Here is a 16,500-nt window from a genome sequence, read left to right on the forward strand (position 1 = left end):
CGCAAAGAGGAGCATATGGAGACCAAGTTCAGCCAGAAGACGCAGCGGACACTCGGGTCGCGCTGGAGCCTGTTCGTCGCCGCCGCAGCGATCGTCCTGACGCCGGTCGGCTTCGCCGCGCAGCAGATCATCGATCTGTGCGGCTGCGCCAACACGCCGGGGCTGCAGCCGTTCGACGCCGGCACGCCCTCGACCTACCCGGCCGGCACGAGCGGCTGCGCCGCGAACTGCAGCGGCGGGACGATCACGCTGCAAGTGCCGCCGGACGGCATCCTGCGCTTCACCAGCTTCACCGTGAACGGCGGCTTCAACCTGAATTTTGCGCGCAACGCCGCCAACTCCCCCGTGACGATTCTCGTCGCGGGCGATGTGCTCCTGCGCGGCGCCAACGGCTGCTGTCAGACCTTCATCGTGTCCGGTTCGAGCGGGTCGTCGGGGTCCGGTTCGGGTATCGCCGGCGTCGGCGGCCTTGGCGGGCCGGGCGGCTTTCGCGGCGGCGACGCGGCGGCGGAATCGATCAACGGCTTCACCACGGGCGGTACCGGTTTCGGTCCGGGCGGCGGCGCCGGTGCGTCGACATCGGCTGTCGCCGGCGGCGGAACGTTCTTCGGCGCGCCGGAGCTGACACCCCTGCTCGGCGCGTCGGGCGGCGGCGGCGGCACCGGCTTCAGCGGGGCGACGAACTGCACGGGCGGCGGCGGCGGGGGGGGCGGCGGCGGTCTGCTGATCGTCGCAAACGGCACGCTGACCGTGCAGAACCTTCAGGTCTTCGCCGACGGGGGCGGCGGCGGCAGTGTCGGCAACGGCTCCTGCACGCACGGCGGCGGCGGCGGCAGCGGCGGCGCGATCCGAATCGTGGCGCGGTCGTTCGTCGACGCTGGCAACGGCCAGTTCTACGCGCGCGGCGGCGGCGGTGGATTCGACTCGCCGGCCGGCACCGACGGACGGATCCGTCTGGAGGCGACGGACACGACAGCGGGTACGATGTTCCTCACACAGCCGTCGGCTGCGCGGGTCACCGGCCCGACGCCGCTCGGCGCCGTGATCACGCCGAGTGTGCGCATCACCGGCGTGGGCGGCCAGCCGCCGCCCACGATTCCGCAGGGCACCTTCGGCAGCATCGACCTGCTGCTGCCGTCGCCGGGGCTCACCGGCATCGACGTCGCCACCAGCGGCGTACCAAGCGGCACCGGCGTGCTGGTCACCGTCAAGCCGCGTCTGGGCGGCAACCCTCTGACCGTGACGATTCCGCTCAACAACTGCAGCGCGGCCGGCGAGTGCCTGGGCACCGCGAGTTTCACGCTCGCAGCAGGGGCATACGTAGTCGAGGCGCGGGCCACGTTCGAGGTGCAGTGATGTAGAGTGCGAGGATGATTTCCCGCATCGTCGCCGTTCTGTGCCTGCTTGCGCCCGCCACGCTGGCGGGGCAGCAGGCGAGCTCGCCCGCGCCGGCCAGCAGTCAGCTCAAGTCCGTCGTCCCACGGGCAATCCGGCGCGACGTGCCGTTGACCAACGCAATCCGCCGCGCCCTCGACGCCGGCACCCGCGACCTGACCGGAAAGCCCGGGCCCAACTACTGGCAGCAGCAGGTCGACTACTCGATCGACGCCAAGCTCGATCCCGCCACCGATACGATCACCGGCAGCGAAACCATCACCCTGCACAACAACAGCCCGCAGGAGCTGAACGAAATCGTCCTGCGGCTGGATCACAACATCTTTCGTGGGCTGGTCCAGCGCGGCGCGTCACTGCCGGCCGAGAACACCGATGGGATGGTGATCACCCGGCTTGTCGTCGACGGCAATCCCGTCGATCTGGCCACGCCGGCGCCGGCCGGCGGCGGCCGACGCGGCGGCGCACCGCCCCGCCGGCTCTCGGCGTCGGGGCTGGACCAAACCGTAGCGCACGTCTTCCCCGCCTCGCCGATAGCAGCCAAGACAACTTCCACGCTCACGATCGATTGGCACACGATGCTTCCCGGCGGCCCAGGCCGCGGCCATCGCATGACGCAGCGCTGGGATCACATGCTCTATCAGCCGACGCAGTGGTATCCGCGCGTCGCCGTCTACGACGATCTGCGCGGCTGGGACACGATGCCGTACCTCGGACCGGCGGAGTTCTACAACAACTTCGGCCGCTTCGACGTTCGCATCGACGTGCCGGGCGGCTGGATCGTCACCGGCACCGGCGTGCTGCAGAACCCGCAGGAGGTCTACACCGACAAGGCGCGCGAGCGGCTGACCCACGTCCTCGAATCCGATCAGGTCATCACTATCGTCGGCGCCGACGAGAAGGGACCCGGCCAAGCGACGCAGCCGGGCGATCGCCTGACCTGGCACTTCGTCGCCGACAACGTCAACGACTTCGCATGGCTCACGGCGAGCGACCTCGAGCTGAAGGCGACGCGCGCGACGATTCCAGGCAAGGGACCGGTGCCGATCTATTTGGCGTTCCAGCCCGACCACGAGAGCGGCTACGCCAACGCGGGCCCGATCGCCCGTCACGCGCTCGAGTTCTACTCGAAGCTGTGGGCGCCGTACGCATTTCCACAGCTCACCGTGCAGGACGGTCCCGACAACGGCATGGAGTATCCGATGGTGATCAACTCCAACCAGGGGCCGGCCGATCACGAAACCGGCCATGAGTGGTGGCCGATGGTGGTCAGCAACAATGAGACGTGGTACGGCTGGATGGACGAGGGCTTCAACCAGTACATGAACATCCTTTCCGACGCCGACGCCAGGCACGTCGAGCCGAAACTCGACGGCCTCGGCCAGAGCTACGGTCGCGTGAGCGGCAACGAGGAAGAAGCGCCGATGATGTGGCCGGCCAACTACGCCGGGCCGATGTACAGCTTCCAGACCTATTCCAAAACGCCGCTGATGCTCTCGATGCTCGGCGGCATCGTCGGCGACGCCGAGGTGCAGCGCGCGCAGAGTGAATACGCCAAGGCGTGGGCGTTCAAGCACCCTTCGCCGTGGGACTACATTTTCTTCATGGACAAGGCGCTCGGCCGCGATCTGCAGTGGTTCTGGTACTACTGGCTGTGGACCACCGAGTCGGTCGACGGCTCGATCGTCAGCGTGACGCCCAACGGCGGCAAGACGATCGTCACTGTCCGCCAGGACGGCCAGATGCCCTCGCCGGTGGTGCTGAAGGTCACGCTCGCAGCGTCGGGTCCAGCCGTCAAGCCGATGGCGAACGCGAAGATGCTCGACGCGACGACGGCGATCGTCTCCTATCCGGTTGACGTGTGGTTCATCGGCAATCGCACGTTCCAGGCGACGCTCGATTTCGGCGGCCGAGGCGTCGAATCGATCACGCTCGATCCCGACGGGCGCTTCCCCGATCGGGACCCGAGCGACAACGTCTGGCCGCGTAAATAAGAAAGGGGCAGGGACGGGCTGCCGGACCTGAAGGTCCGGGCTACAGCTGATCGACCGGACGAGAGCTGCTCGACCGGGCCAGGGGTGATCGGCCGGCCCTACGGGCTTATCGACGGGACCGTCCCACGTAGACCGGGTCTTCAGACCCGGCCGGCCCTGCGCCTGTTACGTCGTCAGTGCCTGCCTACAGAAGTCGACGCACTTCTTGACTTCCTGCACGGCGTCGGACCCCTCGGGGACGTTGTACTCGAGCTCGATCGACGCCGGCATCTTCCACTTGTTCTTCTTCACGAGCTGGAGGATCGGCTTGATCGGCGTTTCTCCCGTGCCCCACGGCAGGTTCAAGCCGCAGTGCTGCGGTGTCGTACGGTCCTTCAAATGGAAGCTGGCGGTGCGGTCGTGGTACTTCGTCAGAAAGTCCAGCGGCGAGCCTCCCTGGTTGCCGCCCGCCACCCAGTGGCCGAGGTCGACGTTCGACATGTTCCACTTGGAGATGGCGAACGCCTGATCGAAGGCGGTCATGCTGCCCTGCAGGTGCGTGTGGTAGGCGATGGCGACCTTGTGCTTCTCGGCGAACGAGGACATGCGCTTCAGCATCGCCTCGGCGTCCGCCCCTGTCGGCAACTCCATCGTCGTGTGCGTCGCGCCGACGGCGGCGGCGACGTTGAACATGTAGTCAAGCTCCTCGTCGGAGGTCTGCATGTTCTTCTGCATGCCGTCGGTCTTGTAGGCGTAGATCGTGACGCCCGCGTCCTTGTACATCGCGCGGAGCTGCTTGAAGCGATCCATCGGAACCGAGGTGCGCCACTCCTTCAGCTTCTTCGCGGCTTCCTGCTGCTCGGCGATCTGTTCCGGCGTCTGCTGACCGCGGCCGCGGCCACCGCCGCCGAAGCCGGCCGGCGGCACGGGCTGACCCGTGTCGGCCGACACGAGGCACTGCTGCCCATTCCATTCGGCCAGCTTCTGCCCTGGCCCCGGCTCGAGCGCCGGCGGCTGCCCGCGGCGTCCGCCGCCGAAGCCTCCCGGCCCGGCGCCACGTCCTGCGGCTTGTGGGCGGCCGGCAAACATCTCCGCCGGACCGTCCATCAGTTCGCACCCGCTCAAGCCCGAATCGAGCAGGTACTTGAGCGTCGCCTCGGCGCTCTGATCGGGCATGCTGCGATAGCTGTAGGTGATCGCCCCGATCTGGACGCCGTCGATCAGCGAGTCGGGTTTCGCCTGCGCGGCCCACGCGCCCAACACAGAGTCCCCGCGGCCGAGCAGCGCCGCTGCCGGCAGTCCGGCGAGGGCGAGCTTTCCGAATTCACGACGGCTGTACGACATCGGTTTCTCCCCGGACTATTTATTCAGTGTGAACGCATAGAGCGCGTCGTTGACGGCCACCAGCACGTACTGCTGCCCGTCCTGCATGTAGGTCTCCGGCGCGTTGCTCGGCGAGCCGATGCGCGTATGCCACAGCGGCGTGCCGTTGGTGGCGTCGAAGGCCACGAAATTGCCGCCGCCGTCGCCGGTGAAGAGCAGACGGCCGGCAGTCGCGAGGATGCCGCCGCTGCCGCCGCCCTGCGGGAACTCATGACGCCACGCCACCTTGCCGGTCTTGTAGTCGATCGCGCGCAGCGCGCTCGGGAACGAGCCGACGCCCGCGACGGTCTTCCCAGCCAGCCCCATCGAGCCGCGCGGATCCGTTTCCGTCAGGTACAGCAGGTTGAAGCCGTTGTTCTCGTGGACGTAGAAGAATCCGGTGTCGGGTGAGAACGCGCCAGGCGGCCAGTTCGTCACTCCCCCCTCGACCGGCGAGACGAGCGATCCTGGGACGGTCGCTTCCTTGCCGGGGTCCGGCTCGGGCTGGCCGTTCTTGCGGACGTTCTTCACCCAGTTCATGGTCGTGCCGAACGGCTGGCTGGTCACCGGCTCGCCGGTCACCCGATCCACCACTGTGAACCAGCCGTTCCGCGAGGCCGACGCGACGAGCTTGCGCGTCTGGCCCTCGATCTGGCCGTCGATCAGGATCGGCGTCTGCGCCGAGTCCCAGTCGTGCGTGTCGTGCGGCGACGTCTGGTAGTACCACGCCATCTTGCCCGTCTCGACGTTGATCGCGACGAGCGCGCAGGTGAAGAGATTGTCCCCTTTGCGCCCCTGGCCGGTGTAGCCGGGTGTCGGATTGCCGGTGCCGATGATGTAGAGCTTCGTCTCGGGATCGTAGGCGCCCGGAATCCAGGTCTGTCCGCCGCCGTGCCGCGCCGCTTCGAGGCTCGGCCAGGTGTCGAGCCCGGGGTCCCCTTCCTTCATCGGCACCATGTAGGTCTTCCACTGCAGTTTGCCGGTCTCGGGATCGAACGCCTGCAGGAACCCCGGCATGTCGAGGTCGTTGCCGGTGCCGGCCAGCACGTGGTTGCCGATGACGACCGGCGCTGCCGTCGAGAAATACTGTTCGTTGAAACTCGCGATCTCGACGTGCCAGCGTTCCTTGCCGGTGCGTGCGTCGAGCGAGACGAGGTAGTTGTCCGGCGTCTCGAAGAACAGGTAGTTGTTCCAGAGCGCCGCGCCGCGGTTGCCGATGTGCGTGCCGCCGCGCGTCTTCCAGAAATAGCGCCACAACTGGTGGCCGTCGAGCGCGTCGAGCGCCCAGACGTTGTCGGGGGCCGTCACGTAGAGGACGTCGCCGACCTTGAGGATCGCGCCCTTGACGCCGGGCGTGCCGCCGAACGCGAACTCCTCGGCCCCTTCCCCGCCGACCACGACATTGGCCGGTGGTCCGCCGAATCCGCCTCCCCTGCCGCCGAACCCGCCGCCGCCCGCGGCCGGCAGACCGCCGGTGAGACGGACCGTCCAGGCGAGCGACAGGCCCTTGACCGACGCCTGATTGATGTCCTTCAGAGCGCTATACCGCTTGCCGCTGTAGTCGCCCGAGTAAGTGGTCCACTCGTCGGACAGCGGTTTCAGAGCCTCCGCGGCATCGAGGATCGGCTTCTGCTGAGCGCCGAGCCCGCGGCCCAGGACCAGCGTCGCCGCCAGCACAGCGAGCGTTGTTCGCGTCATTTCAGTGTCACCAGATATGCGGTCACGTCGTGAATGTCCTTGTCGGTCAGCTTCCGCCACAACTGCCGATGGCCGTCGAGCGGATCGGTGATCGCGATGGTCGGTGAGTTGCCCGATCGGGCAAAGGTCTTCTGCGTGCCGTCGGCGAGCGTGACCGTCACCAGGAAGTCGTCGATGCGGTCCAGGCGTCCTTCGACGCGCTGGCCGTCTCGGGTGGTCACCACCGCCGTCACCGGCTTCGGCGTGCGTCCGGCCGGCGCGGCACCGCGTCCGCCGCGGCCGCCGCCGCCGCCCGCGACCCAGGCGCTCTGCAGCGCGACCGGCGTCGGATAGCGCGTCGCCACGCCGGCCATGTCGCCGGCCGCGGCGTGACAACTCGCGCAGTTCGCATCGAAATACCGCTGACCCGCGGCCGCGTCTCCGACGAGAATGTTCAGTTCCTTGGCCTCTCCCGGCGGCGGCCCGCCCTGTCCGGCCATGCGTGCGGCCACGCTATGCACGTAGGCCGCGACCGCCTTCACGTCGGCCTCTGGGAGCGGCAGCGGCGGCATCGGCGGCAGCCCTTCGGTCTGCTTGCCGTTGTGGACGACCGGGTAGATGAGCTCGCCGTCCTGATCGCCGAGCACGATCGGCGAGCGCAGGAGGTTGACCCCGCCCATGTCGCCGCCGCGAAGGTCGGCCCCGTGGCAGAGGCGGCAGTTGATGCCGTACAGCGTGCCCCCGCGCTCGATGACGGCGGCATCGGCGAGCTTGCGCTGCTGTGCTGGGAATCCCTGTCCCTGGCCGCGTCCGCGGCCGCCGGGGGCCTGCGGTGCCTGCGCGGCGGCGCCGCCAGGCGTCCCGGCCGGCGCCGGCGTCGGGGGTTGCGGCGCCTGCGCGCGTATCAGAATGCTGGACAGCAGCACACCAGCGGCCGCTGCCAGAACCACGTGCTGTCGCATGAATACCTCGAAGGAAATCGATTGCAGACCGGGCGAATGCTAACAGGATTGCGCATGCGCGGCAACTTGGTTGCGTATATGATGGCGCGCCGGATCGAGCCGGACGAAGCGTGCCGAATATCTACGAAGTGGCGAAGCGCGCCGGCGTCTCCCCCTCCACCGTGTCGCGGGTGCTCAGCCAGCCAGGGGTCGTCTCCGCGAAAACCCGGATCCGGGTCCTCCGCGCGGTCGACCTGCTCGGCTACACGCCCAATTCGACGGCCAAGCACCTGCGAACCGCGCGCACCGGCAAGCTGCTCGTCACCGTGCCCGACATCTCCAACCCGTTCTTTTCGCTCATCCTGCAGGGGATCGAGGACGCGGCGCAGCGGGAGGCGTACGCGGTGCTGCTCGGCGACACCCAGCACGACGAGCAGCGGGAGCAGCGCTACGCGACGATGCTGAGCAGCAAGGAGGCCGACGGCCTGATCTTCCTCGGCCATCGCCTGCCCGAGGCGGCACACGCGCGCGTCAGGTTTGCGGCGCCGCGCTGCGCGCCGGTCGTCAACGGCTGCGAGTTCAACCCGCGGGTCGGCGTGCCGAGCGTCCACATCGACAACGCGGTCGCGGCGATGGACGCCATGGCGCACCTCTACGATCTCGGACACCGCCGCATCGGCGTGGTCACCGGCCCGCTCGCCAGCCCGCTCTCGCGCGACCGCCTTCGCGGCGCTTCGGCGATCGCCGGGCAGCGTGGCGGTGACGACTTGATGATCGCGGGCGGCGACTTCACCGTCGAGTCCGGCGTCGCGGCGGCCGCGCGGCTCCTCGCCGGCCGCGTGCGGCCGACGGCGATCTTCTGCTTCAACGACGAGATGGCGATGGGCGTGCTCGACTACGCCCGCCGGCAGTCCCTCAGCGTACCGGCCGATCTCTCCGTCGTCGGCTTCGACGACATCCGCTTCGCCCGCTACACCCAGCCGGCGTTGACGACGATCGCGCAGCCGATGCGCGAGATCGGCGAAGGCACGGTCAGGCTGCTGCTCTCGATCCTCGCCGACGACTCGGTCGCGCCGGCGTCGGTGACGCTGCCGCACCGCCTCGTCGTCCGCGCGACGACCGCGCCGCCCGGTTCGCGACACGGGTCGGATCACGCATAGGACGCGCTTCCCCCCTCGCGCGAGCCGCGCGCGCGCGTGATCCGTTCGAGGTAACCACTCTCGCGGAACGCCACCTGCGGATCGGGCGACAGGTGCCGGGTGATCCGCCACTCGCGAATCGCCGGGCGGACGTCGGTGGCAAACGCGTCCTGCAGGATCCCCTCCGCGGCGACGAGATCGCTCCGGCGCTGCGCGACCGCCAGCGCCTCGTGATCAACGAGCGCCGCCTTCGCGAAGAGCGCCTGCGCGATCGACACGGTCTGGATCATCGCCTCGATCTTGCCTTTCAGGTTGTGGCTCTGGTCGATCATGTAGGCGATGTCGGGCTCGCCGCCGGTCTCGTGCGCGTAGGCACGAATCTCGTGGAAGATGCGGAACACCTGGTACGGATCGATCGAGCCGAGCGTGAGATCGTCATCGCCATAGCGGCGGTCGTTGAAGTGAAAACCGCCGAGCATCCCCTCGGCGAGCAGCCAGGCGACGATCTGCTCGATGTTCTGCGACGCGTAGTGATGGCCGGTGTCGACGAGGACGCGCGCCTGCGGACCGGCGGCGCGCGCCAGCAGCAGCGCCATGCCCCAGTCAGCGATGTCGGTGTGGTAGAACGCCGGCTCGAACGGCTTGTACTCGACGAGCAGGCGCTGATCGATCGCGAGCGCGCGGTGGCTCGCCTGCAGATGTTCGACGAACCAGGCGCGGCGCTGGCGGATATTGGCCGTGCCAGGGTAGTTCGAGCCGTCAGCGAACCACAGCGAGACGTCCCGGCTGCCGAGCGCGCCGGCGATCCCGATGCTGTCGACGACGTGCTGCCGGGCGCGCTGGCGCACGGCGGAATCGGGATTGGCGAACGAGCCGTGCTTGTATTCCTGGTCCTGGAACAGATTGGGATTGATCGAGCCGGCACGGACGCCGTAGAGGGCCGACAATCGCGCGATCTCGGCCGCGCCGCCGCTACCGGCCGGCAGGTCCCAGAGCACGTGCAGCGCCAGCGTCGGACAGACGCCGGTCAGCGCATGGACCTGCCCGGCGTCGCTGAACTTCTCCTCGATCGTCGCCGCCGCCGCCGGCTGCAGGAACTTCCCGAAGCGGGTCCCCGTATTGGCGAAGCCCCACGACGGCAGCTCGATGCGAAAGCCGTCCATGGCCCGGTGCACGCGTTCCTCTCTCGTTGGCATGAGCGCCTCACTCCGCGGCAGCGGCGAACTGCCGACTCCTGCTAGAAATCGTAGCGGTCGATGTTGCTCTTGTTCATCAGCAGCGGCGCGCCCAGGATGATCTCACTGCCGCGCACCTGGATGCGTCCGAGCCGGCCCGCCTCGAGGCTCGTCGCGCCCGCAGCGATGGTCTGCCGCACCAGCTGCGACGCCGACACGACCGTCAAGTACCCGAGATCGCGGGTGTTCCAGAGGATGACCGCTTGGACGACGCCGCTGTGGACGTACGGCTTGTTCATGTTCGGCAGCGACAGCCCGATCACCTTGACCGCGCCGCTCCGTCCGGCCTGACGGACCGCCTCGGCGGCGCCCGGCACCGCCGGCGCCGAGATCGCCATCACCAGCGTCACCGCCGGGTTGACGCGCAGAATCGTCTGGGTTTCGGCGAAGGCCTTGTCGCGGTCGTCGTCGCTCGGGCGGATCGTCGCGAGCGCCAGCTTGGGGTACTTCGCGGCGAGGCGCGCCCGGATGTTGGCGATCCACTCGTTCTGGTTGGCGGCGCTGAGGGCGCCGGTGACGATCGCAAACTGTCCTTCACCGTTCAGCAGCCGCGCCGCCTCGTCGGTCAGCGTCGTGGCGATCCCTTCGGGCGTCGCCTGGTTGACAAAAAAATCGCGCGCGTCAGGCTCGGCATCGGCATCCCAGGTCAGCACCTTGATGCCGTGCTCGCGGGCCTTGCGCAGCACCGACGAGATCCCGCCGCGGTTCTCCACCGCCACCGCGATCGCGTCGACCCTGCGGGTGATCCAGTTCTCGACCAGCTCGTTCTGGCGCGCGGCGTCGAGGCTGGTCGGCCCATCCCATATCAGGTCGACGCCGGCCTCCTTCGCCGCCTCTTCGGCGCCGGCGCGGCAGCTGATGAAATACGGATCGCCTTTCGCCTTCGGCATCATCGCGACGACCGGCCGCCGGCCGGCCGCGGTATCGCCACTCGGCGCCGCCGCAGCCGTGCGCGTTGACGTCGCCGCGCCGCTGCCGCCGATCGTACGCACCAGCCATGCGTTCGTGCCGGCAACGATGCCCCCCGCGGCGATCACCGCGGCGCAGAGCGCCGCCACCTGAGCATTCTTCACCGTGAACTCCTCTCTCGCCGCGCCCACCTCGGCGCGAGGGCTGATGCCGATGCCGACGCGATCGAGCGCCATCGTGACGATGAGCAGCCCGCCCGTCATCACGCCCGCCAGCTCCGACGGCCACGCGGCGAGCTCGAAGCCGTTGCGCAGCACGCTAATCGCCGCGAGACCGAGCAGCGTACCCCAGAGCGAGCCGCGTCCGCCAAACACCGACGTGCCGCCGAGCACGACTGCCGCGATCGCGTCCAGCTCGTAGCCGCTGCCCGCGTCGGATCGCGCCTGTCCGAGGTGGGAGACGTAGACGATCGCCGCGACACTCGCCATCAGGCCGGTCAGCACGTAGAGCCACCACAGGCGGCGGCGCACGTCGATGCCGGCGTAGCGGGCCCCGGCCGCGCCGAAGCCGACGGCGTAGTAGGCGCGACCAGCCGGCATCCGGTGCAGCAGGAGCGCATAGCCGGCGAACACCGCCGCGAACAGCGGGACCTGCCACGGCATCACGCCGCCTGCATAGCCCTGACCGAAGGCCAGGAACGCACGCGGAAAGCCGGTGTAGTTGGTCGCCGCGCCCGTCATTCCCTCCGCGATGCCGCGGAAGAGCGACATCGACCCGAGCGTGACGATGAGCGGCGGGACGTCGAGGCCGGCAATGACGGTGGCGTTCAGCACCCCGCCCAACACCCCCGCGCCGAGCGCCGCGCCGAGCGCCACCGGCACGCTGGCATGCCAGTCGACCATCGCCGCGCCGAAGACGACCGCCGCCAGCCCCATCATCGCGCCGACCGAAACGTCGATGCCGCCGGTGACGATCACTGGCGTCAGCGCGATCGCGAGCAGTCCGAGCTCGACGCTGGCGCGCAGGATCTCGAACAGATTGGTGACCGTCGCAAAGCGCGGCGCCACCGCCGCGAACACGGCCACTTCAGCGGCCAGCGCGGCGGCGAGGATCCACTCGTTCCGCTTCACGCGGCCAGCCTTCGGCCCCGCGCCCCTTGCCCGCGATGCAGCGCCTCGACGCCCACCGCGAGCAGGATGATGACGCCGTGGAGCGCCCGCTCCCAGTAGCTGCTGACGCCGAGGAAGACGAGCGCCGGTCCGACGCTCGCCAGCAGCAGCACGCCGAGCAGGGTGCCGCCGAAACTGCCGCGGCCGCCGCCGATCGCCGCGCCACCCACGACCACCGCGGCAATCACTTTCATCTCGAGCCCAATCCCGGCGTTGCTCGGCACCTGATTGAAGCGGACGGCGTTCATGAACGCCGCCAGACCGGCGAAAGCGCCGCCCGCCGCGAACACCGCGAACTTGACCCGCGCCGGGTGGATGCCGGCGAGGCGGGCCGCTTCGGCGTCAGAGCCGGTGGCGTACACCGCGCGAAACGCCGCGAGATGGCGCGAGCCCCAGGCGAGCGCCGCCTGCAACCCCAGCGTGAGGACGGCCGCGACCGCGGGGAAGCGCGCCTGGCCGAGACCCAGCCACTGAAACGACGGCGGCAGGCCCTGCACCCAGGCGCCCTGCGTGATCCATCGCAGCGCCTCGCGCCCCGCGACCATCGTCGCGAGCGTCACGACGATCGAGGGCAGACCGGCGTACGCCACCAGCGCACCGTTGCTCGATCCGAGGAGCGCCCCGGCTGCGCAGGTCACCAGGAACGTCACGGACAGCGGCAGCCCCGACACCGCGGCCGTTCCGGCGATCACGCCGCAGATGGCGAAGATCGATCCGATCGAGATGTCGATCTCGCCCGCGACGACCACGAGCGTCGCGCCCATCGCCGCCAGCAGCACGGGGAAATTGCCCAGAAAGAGATCGTTGAGGTTTTCGCGGCTGAAAAAGCCCGGCGCCAGCAGCGCCAGCGGGACGCAGAGCGCGGCCATCGCCGCGGCGAGGCTCAGCTCGCGGCGTCGGTTCACCTGCCGGCCTCGCCGGGACCGACGTCATCGCCGTCGCGGTGCCCGAGCGCCATGGCCAGCACGCGATCCTGGGTCGCGTCGGCGCGATCGAGCATGCCCGCGAGGGTGCCGTTGCGCATGACCCCGATCCGATCGCTCATCCCGAGCACCTCCGGCAGCTCCGACGAGATCATGAGGACCGCGAGACCGCCGGCGGCGAGCTCCGCCATCAGCCGGTGGATTTCCGCCTTCGCCCCGACGTCGACGCCCTGCGTCGGTTCGTCGAGGATCAGCAGCGACGGCCGCGTCGCCAGCCAGCGTGCCAGCGCCACCTTCTGCTGATTGCCGCCCGACAGCGTCCGGACCTCGACCGCCGGCGACGGCGCCTTGATGTGGAGCCGATCGATGAAACGCGCCGCCGCCGCCGTCTCCGCCGCGCGATCGATCAGGCCGCGCCGCGTCACCGCCGCGAGGCTGGCGAGACTGACATTGGCGGCGATCGGCAGGTCGAGGATGACCCCGTGCCGCCGTCGATCCTCAGGCACGTAGGCGATGCCATGCGCGATCGCGGCGGCGGGCGACGCCAGCGTCACCGGCGTGCCGCGCAGCCGAATGCGCCCCGCGTCGGCGGGCCGCAGCCCGAAGAGTATTTCGGCCAGCTCGGTGCGCCCGGACCCGACGAGTCCGGCGAGGCCGACGATCTCGCCTTCGCGCACGCTCAGCGACACGCCGTCTACGCCGCTCGCGCGGTGACCGACTCCCTCGAGATCGATCACGGCCGCGCCGCGCGTCGACTCGCGCCGCGGATAGACGTCGGTCATCGGCCGTCCGACCATGTGGCGGACGAGCTCGTCGCGCCCGATCGCCTTGGCGGTAAACGTGCCGACGCTGGCGCCGTCGCGCAGCACGGTGATGCGGTCGGCGACGGCAAAGATCTCGTCGAGGCGGTGCGAGATGTAGATGACGCCGGCGCCCTCAGCCGTGAGGCGTACCACGGTCTCGAGGAGCGCCGCGACCTCGCGTTCGCCGAGCGACGCCGTCGGCTCGTCCAGGATGAAGATCCGCGCTTGCGAACCGAGCGCGCGCGCGATTTCCACGAGCTGCTGCTCCGGCATGCTCAGCGTCTCGACCGCGCGATCCGGATCGAAGGTCGCGCCGATCCGCGCCAGCAGCGCCCGCGCCTGCCGCCGGCGTCCCTCCCAGTCGACACGCCAGCCGCCGCCGGCGGCGCGATGGCCGAGCGCGATGTTCTCGGCGACGCTGAGGTGGGGAAAGAGCGCCGGCTGCTGGTAGACCGCCGCGATGCCGGCCAGATGCGCCGCATGCGGGTCGAGCGACGCGAGCGGGCGACCGCCGACCTCGATCGTGCCCGCGTCCGCCGCGACCGCGCCGGTCACAATCTTGATCAGCGTCGACTTGCCGGCGCCATTCTCGCCGACCAGCGCATGCACTTCGCCGGGACGCAGATCGAACGAGATGCCCTTCAGCGCCCGCACCGCGCCATAGGACTTGGCGAGCCCGCGGACGCCCAGCATTTCGCCCACCCGTTCCTTCGTGTGTTCCTTCGTGTCCTTCGACCTCCTTCCTGTCCTTCCTAACGGAGAAACGCCTCCGCGAGGCCGCCGTCGACTGGAATCACGTGGCCCGTCGTCTTCGCGCTCTGGTCGCCCGCCAGCCAGCAGATCGCGTTGGCGTTGTCGATCGGCAGGATCGGCCGCTTGGTGATCGTGCGCTGCGCGTAGAACTCGGCGAGCCGGGCGCGCAGCTCGTCGGTCGACTCGGAGTCGCCGAACGCGATGCCGTATTTCCGCAGCGACACCATCACCCGGTCGCGCGGGAACATCGCCGAGCCGGCGACCACCGTCGCTGGCGCGATCGCGTTGACCCGCACGAGCGGCCCCAGCCCGACCGCTAGTTCGCGCACCAGGTGATTGATCGCGGCCTTGCTGACGTCGTAGGCCTCGCTGCCCGCCTTCGCCACCACGGCGTTGGCAGAGCTGGTCAGCACGAGCGACGCCGGCAGCTGCTGCGCCCGCAGGATCGTCGCCGCTTCCTGCGCCAGCACGAAGTTCGACGTCACGTTGATGCTCATCGCCGCGCCCCACGTCTCCTCCGCCGGCGTGCCCAGCGGCGGCGTCGGAAAGATCGCCGCGGTGTTGATCACCGAGTCGAAGCCGCCGAAGCGCAGGACAGCGGCCCTCATCGCCGCCGCCACGGTGGCGCGCGACGTCAGGTCGAGCGGCGCCGCGTCCGCCATCTCCTTCGACGAGAGTCCCGCCGCCTGCTGCGCCGTCTCGGCCGCCGCCGCCCCGTTGGCGTCGGCGGCGAAGACATGTCCGCCGCGGCGGGCGATCTGCAGCGCGACTTCGCGCCCGATGCCGCTGCCGGCGCCGACGACCACGACCACTTTGCGGCTGAACTCTTTCTCGGGGGGCATCCGCTGCAGCTTGGCTTCCTCGAGCGCCCAATACTCGATCCGGAAGGCCTCCAGCCGCGGCAGGGCGACGTAGTTGTGGAGCGTCCGGAACTCTTTCGCCTGGTCCGGACGCCGTACCTGCGGCAGCGCCGCCGGCACGGCGGACCCTTCGAGCGCGTTCGCTCCCTGCATCACGTGAATCGCGTTGACGAAGAACTCGGTCGTAATCCGCGCTTCCCGCTTGTCCTTGCCGAAACCGAAGAGTCCCAATCCGGGAATGACCACGACCGACGGGTTGCTGTCGCGCAGCGCAGGTGACGCCGGCTCGGCGAACGCCCGGTAGTACGCCGCGTAGTCGTCCCGGTAGCGCACGATCCGCTCGCCGATCCGCGCGCGCAGCGCGGCCGCGTCCTCCTTGGCCGGATCCCAGGGGACGAACATCGGCGAAATACGTGTTCGCAGAAAGTGATCCGGGCAGCTCGTACCGAGCCCGCACAGCGCCTCGGCCCACGTCGAGTTGGCGAACTCGATCGCCTCGGCGGACGCGTCGGCGTGACCGACAACGCGCCGGTTCGACGAGACGGCGCCGCGCAGGTATGGGAACAGATCGGCGGTCGCCGACTCGACGTCGGCGACGGCCGCCGTCACTGCCGCGCCGCCGAAGCGCGGGCGACCGGCGCGCGTCTCGTGCTGGCTGATGAACGCGCCCATCTGATCGATGGTGCGCAGGCTGCTCAGATAGCACTCGTACTGCGTCGCGCCCCACGTGAAGAGCCCATGACCGCCGAGCACGATGCCGTCACAGCCCGGATGATCCGCCACCGCCGCGCGCAGCATCAGCGCCAGCTCGAAGCCGGGACGCTGCCACGGCACCCACGCGATGCGGCGCTCGAACTGGCGGTTGAACTCCTCGAGCTTCTCCGCGCCGTTGGCGCTCGCGGCGAGCGCGATCGCCCAGTCGGGGTGCAGGTGATCGACGTGCGGAAAGGGCAGGAACGCATGCAGCGCGGTATCGATCGAGGCGGCCACGCGATTCTCGCCGAAGGCGCACAGCGGATAGAGGCCCACCATCTCGTCTTCGAACGCCTCGCCGCGATAGCGGGCGGCGAGCGCCTCGAGCTTCTCCATGTAGAGGAGGGCGAAGCCGCCCGCGGCGATCGAACGCAGGTCGCCGCCGCTGCCCTTCACCGCCATCACCCGCGTCGGCGCGCCGGTCAGTGGATCCGGCAGCTCGAACTTCGAGCTGGTGTTGCCGCCGCCGAAGTTCGTGATGCGAAGGTCCTCGCCGAGGAGATTCGAACGGTAGCGCAACAGCTCGAGCGGAGTGCCCGCAAGACTCTCGGCGGTCCGCGCATCCCAGAGGTCTTTCAAACGGGTCAATGGTGGTGTCGTCATGCCGTGTG

11 protein-coding genes are annotated in these 16,500 nt (G+C 69.4%); 3 read left to right on the plus strand and 8 right to left on the minus strand.

Features of this window, described 5'->3' with window-relative positions:
• Positions 1–15 precede the first annotated feature (15 nt).
• Both VGI12_01690 and VGI12_01695 read left to right on the plus strand, forming a co-directional pair.
• Positions 16–1,356, plus strand: coding sequence for a hypothetical protein (locus tag VGI12_01690; protein ID HEY2431355.1), 1,341 nt, complete (start codon positions 16–18; stop codon positions 1,354–1,356).
• 14 nt (positions 1,357–1,370) lie between these two features.
• Entirely contained in the window at positions 1,371–3,386 is a 2,016-nt protein-coding gene (locus VGI12_01695) for a M1 family metallopeptidase (GenBank protein HEY2431356.1), read from the plus strand.
• 165 nt (positions 3,387–3,551) lie between these two features.
• On the opposite strand, the gene VGI12_01700 is transcribed toward VGI12_01695, so the two are convergent.
• The 3 genes from VGI12_01700 to VGI12_01710 are packed head-to-tail and all read right to left on the minus strand — an operon-like array spanning position 3,552 to position 7,366.
• On the minus strand, positions 3,552–4,709 hold the full coding sequence (locus VGI12_01700) for a sugar phosphate isomerase/epimerase (GenBank protein HEY2431357.1): 1,158 nt from the start codon (positions 4,707–4,709) through the stop codon (positions 3,552–3,554).
• A 15-nt stretch (positions 4,710–4,724) separates the two neighbouring features.
• Complete coding sequence (locus VGI12_01705; protein ID HEY2431358.1) at positions 4,725–6,425, minus strand: acido-empty-quinoprotein group A; 1,701 nt, start codon at positions 6,423–6,425, stop codon at positions 4,725–4,727.
• A complete protein-coding gene (locus VGI12_01710; protein HEY2431359.1) occupies positions 6,422–7,366 on the minus strand; it encodes a c-type cytochrome in 945 nt (314 codons plus the stop codon). The genes VGI12_01705 and VGI12_01710 overlap by 4 nt, the downstream gene beginning before the upstream one ends.
• 110 nt (positions 7,367–7,476) lie before the next feature.
• Between VGI12_01710 and VGI12_01715 the strand changes: the two genes are divergently transcribed.
• The gene (locus tag VGI12_01715; GenBank protein HEY2431360.1) at positions 7,477–8,505 is read left to right on the plus strand and encodes a LacI family DNA-binding transcriptional regulator; all 1,029 of its coding nucleotides are present in this window, start codon (positions 7,477–7,479) and stop codon (positions 8,503–8,505) included.
• Here the strand turns inward: VGI12_01715 and VGI12_01720 are convergent.
• The 5 genes from VGI12_01720 to VGI12_01740 are packed head-to-tail and all read right to left on the minus strand — an operon-like array spanning position 8,496 to position 16,492.
• Complete coding sequence (locus tag VGI12_01720) at positions 8,496–9,680, minus strand: TIM barrel protein (protein HEY2431361.1); 1,185 nt, start codon at positions 9,678–9,680, stop codon at positions 8,496–8,498. The genes VGI12_01715 and VGI12_01720 overlap by 10 nt on opposite strands.
• A 41-nt stretch (positions 9,681–9,721) precedes the next feature.
• Positions 9,722–11,758, minus strand: coding sequence for a substrate-binding domain-containing protein (locus VGI12_01725; protein HEY2431362.1), 2,037 nt, complete (start codon positions 11,756–11,758; stop codon positions 9,722–9,724).
• Positions 11,755–12,702, minus strand: coding sequence for an ABC transporter permease (locus VGI12_01730; protein HEY2431363.1), 948 nt, complete (start codon positions 12,700–12,702; stop codon positions 11,755–11,757). Before VGI12_01730 ends, VGI12_01725 begins: the two co-directional genes overlap by 4 nt.
• The gene (locus tag VGI12_01735; protein ID HEY2431364.1) at positions 12,699–14,216 is read right to left on the minus strand and encodes a sugar ABC transporter ATP-binding protein; all 1,518 of its coding nucleotides are present in this window, start codon (positions 14,214–14,216) and stop codon (positions 12,699–12,701) included. The genes VGI12_01730 and VGI12_01735 overlap by 4 nt, the downstream gene beginning before the upstream one ends.
• Positions 14,217–14,275: 59 nt before the next feature.
• Positions 14,276–16,492, minus strand: coding sequence for a bifunctional rhamnulose-1-phosphate aldolase/short-chain dehydrogenase (locus VGI12_01740; protein ID HEY2431365.1), 2,217 nt, complete (start codon positions 16,490–16,492; stop codon positions 14,276–14,278).
• Positions 16,493–16,500 lie beyond the last annotated feature (8 nt).

The sequence above is a fragment of the Vicinamibacterales bacterium genome, assembly GCA_036496585.1.
Taxonomy (GTDB): domain Bacteria; phylum Acidobacteriota; class Vicinamibacteria; order Vicinamibacterales; family 2-12-FULL-66-21; genus JAICSD01.

Coding starts and splice junctions, on each gene's coding strand:
- VGI12_01695 (HEY2431356.1), top strand. CDS start 1,371: ATGATTTCCCGCATCGTCGCCGTTCTGTGCCTGCTTGCGCCCGCCACG.
- VGI12_01720 (HEY2431361.1), bottom strand. CDS start 9,680: ATGCCAACGAGAGAGGAACGCGTGCACCGGGCCATGGACGGCTTTCGC.
- VGI12_01740 (HEY2431365.1), bottom strand. CDS start 16,492: ATGACGACACCACCATTGACCCGTTTGAAAGACCTCTGGGATGCGCGG.
- VGI12_01690 (HEY2431355.1), top strand. CDS start 16: ATGGAGACCAAGTTCAGCCAGAAGACGCAGCGGACACTCGGGTCGCGC.
- VGI12_01700 (HEY2431357.1), bottom strand. CDS start 4,709: ATGTCGTACAGCCGTCGTGAATTCGGAAAGCTCGCCCTCGCCGGACTG.
- VGI12_01735 (HEY2431364.1), bottom strand. CDS start 14,216: ATGCTGGGCGTCCGCGGGCTCGCCAAGTCCTATGGCGCGGTGCGGGCG.
- VGI12_01705 (HEY2431358.1), bottom strand. CDS start 6,425: ATGACGCGAACAACGCTCGCTGTGCTGGCGGCGACGCTGGTCCTGGGC.
- VGI12_01710 (HEY2431359.1), bottom strand. CDS start 7,366: ATGCGACAGCACGTGGTTCTGGCAGCGGCCGCTGGTGTGCTGCTGTCC.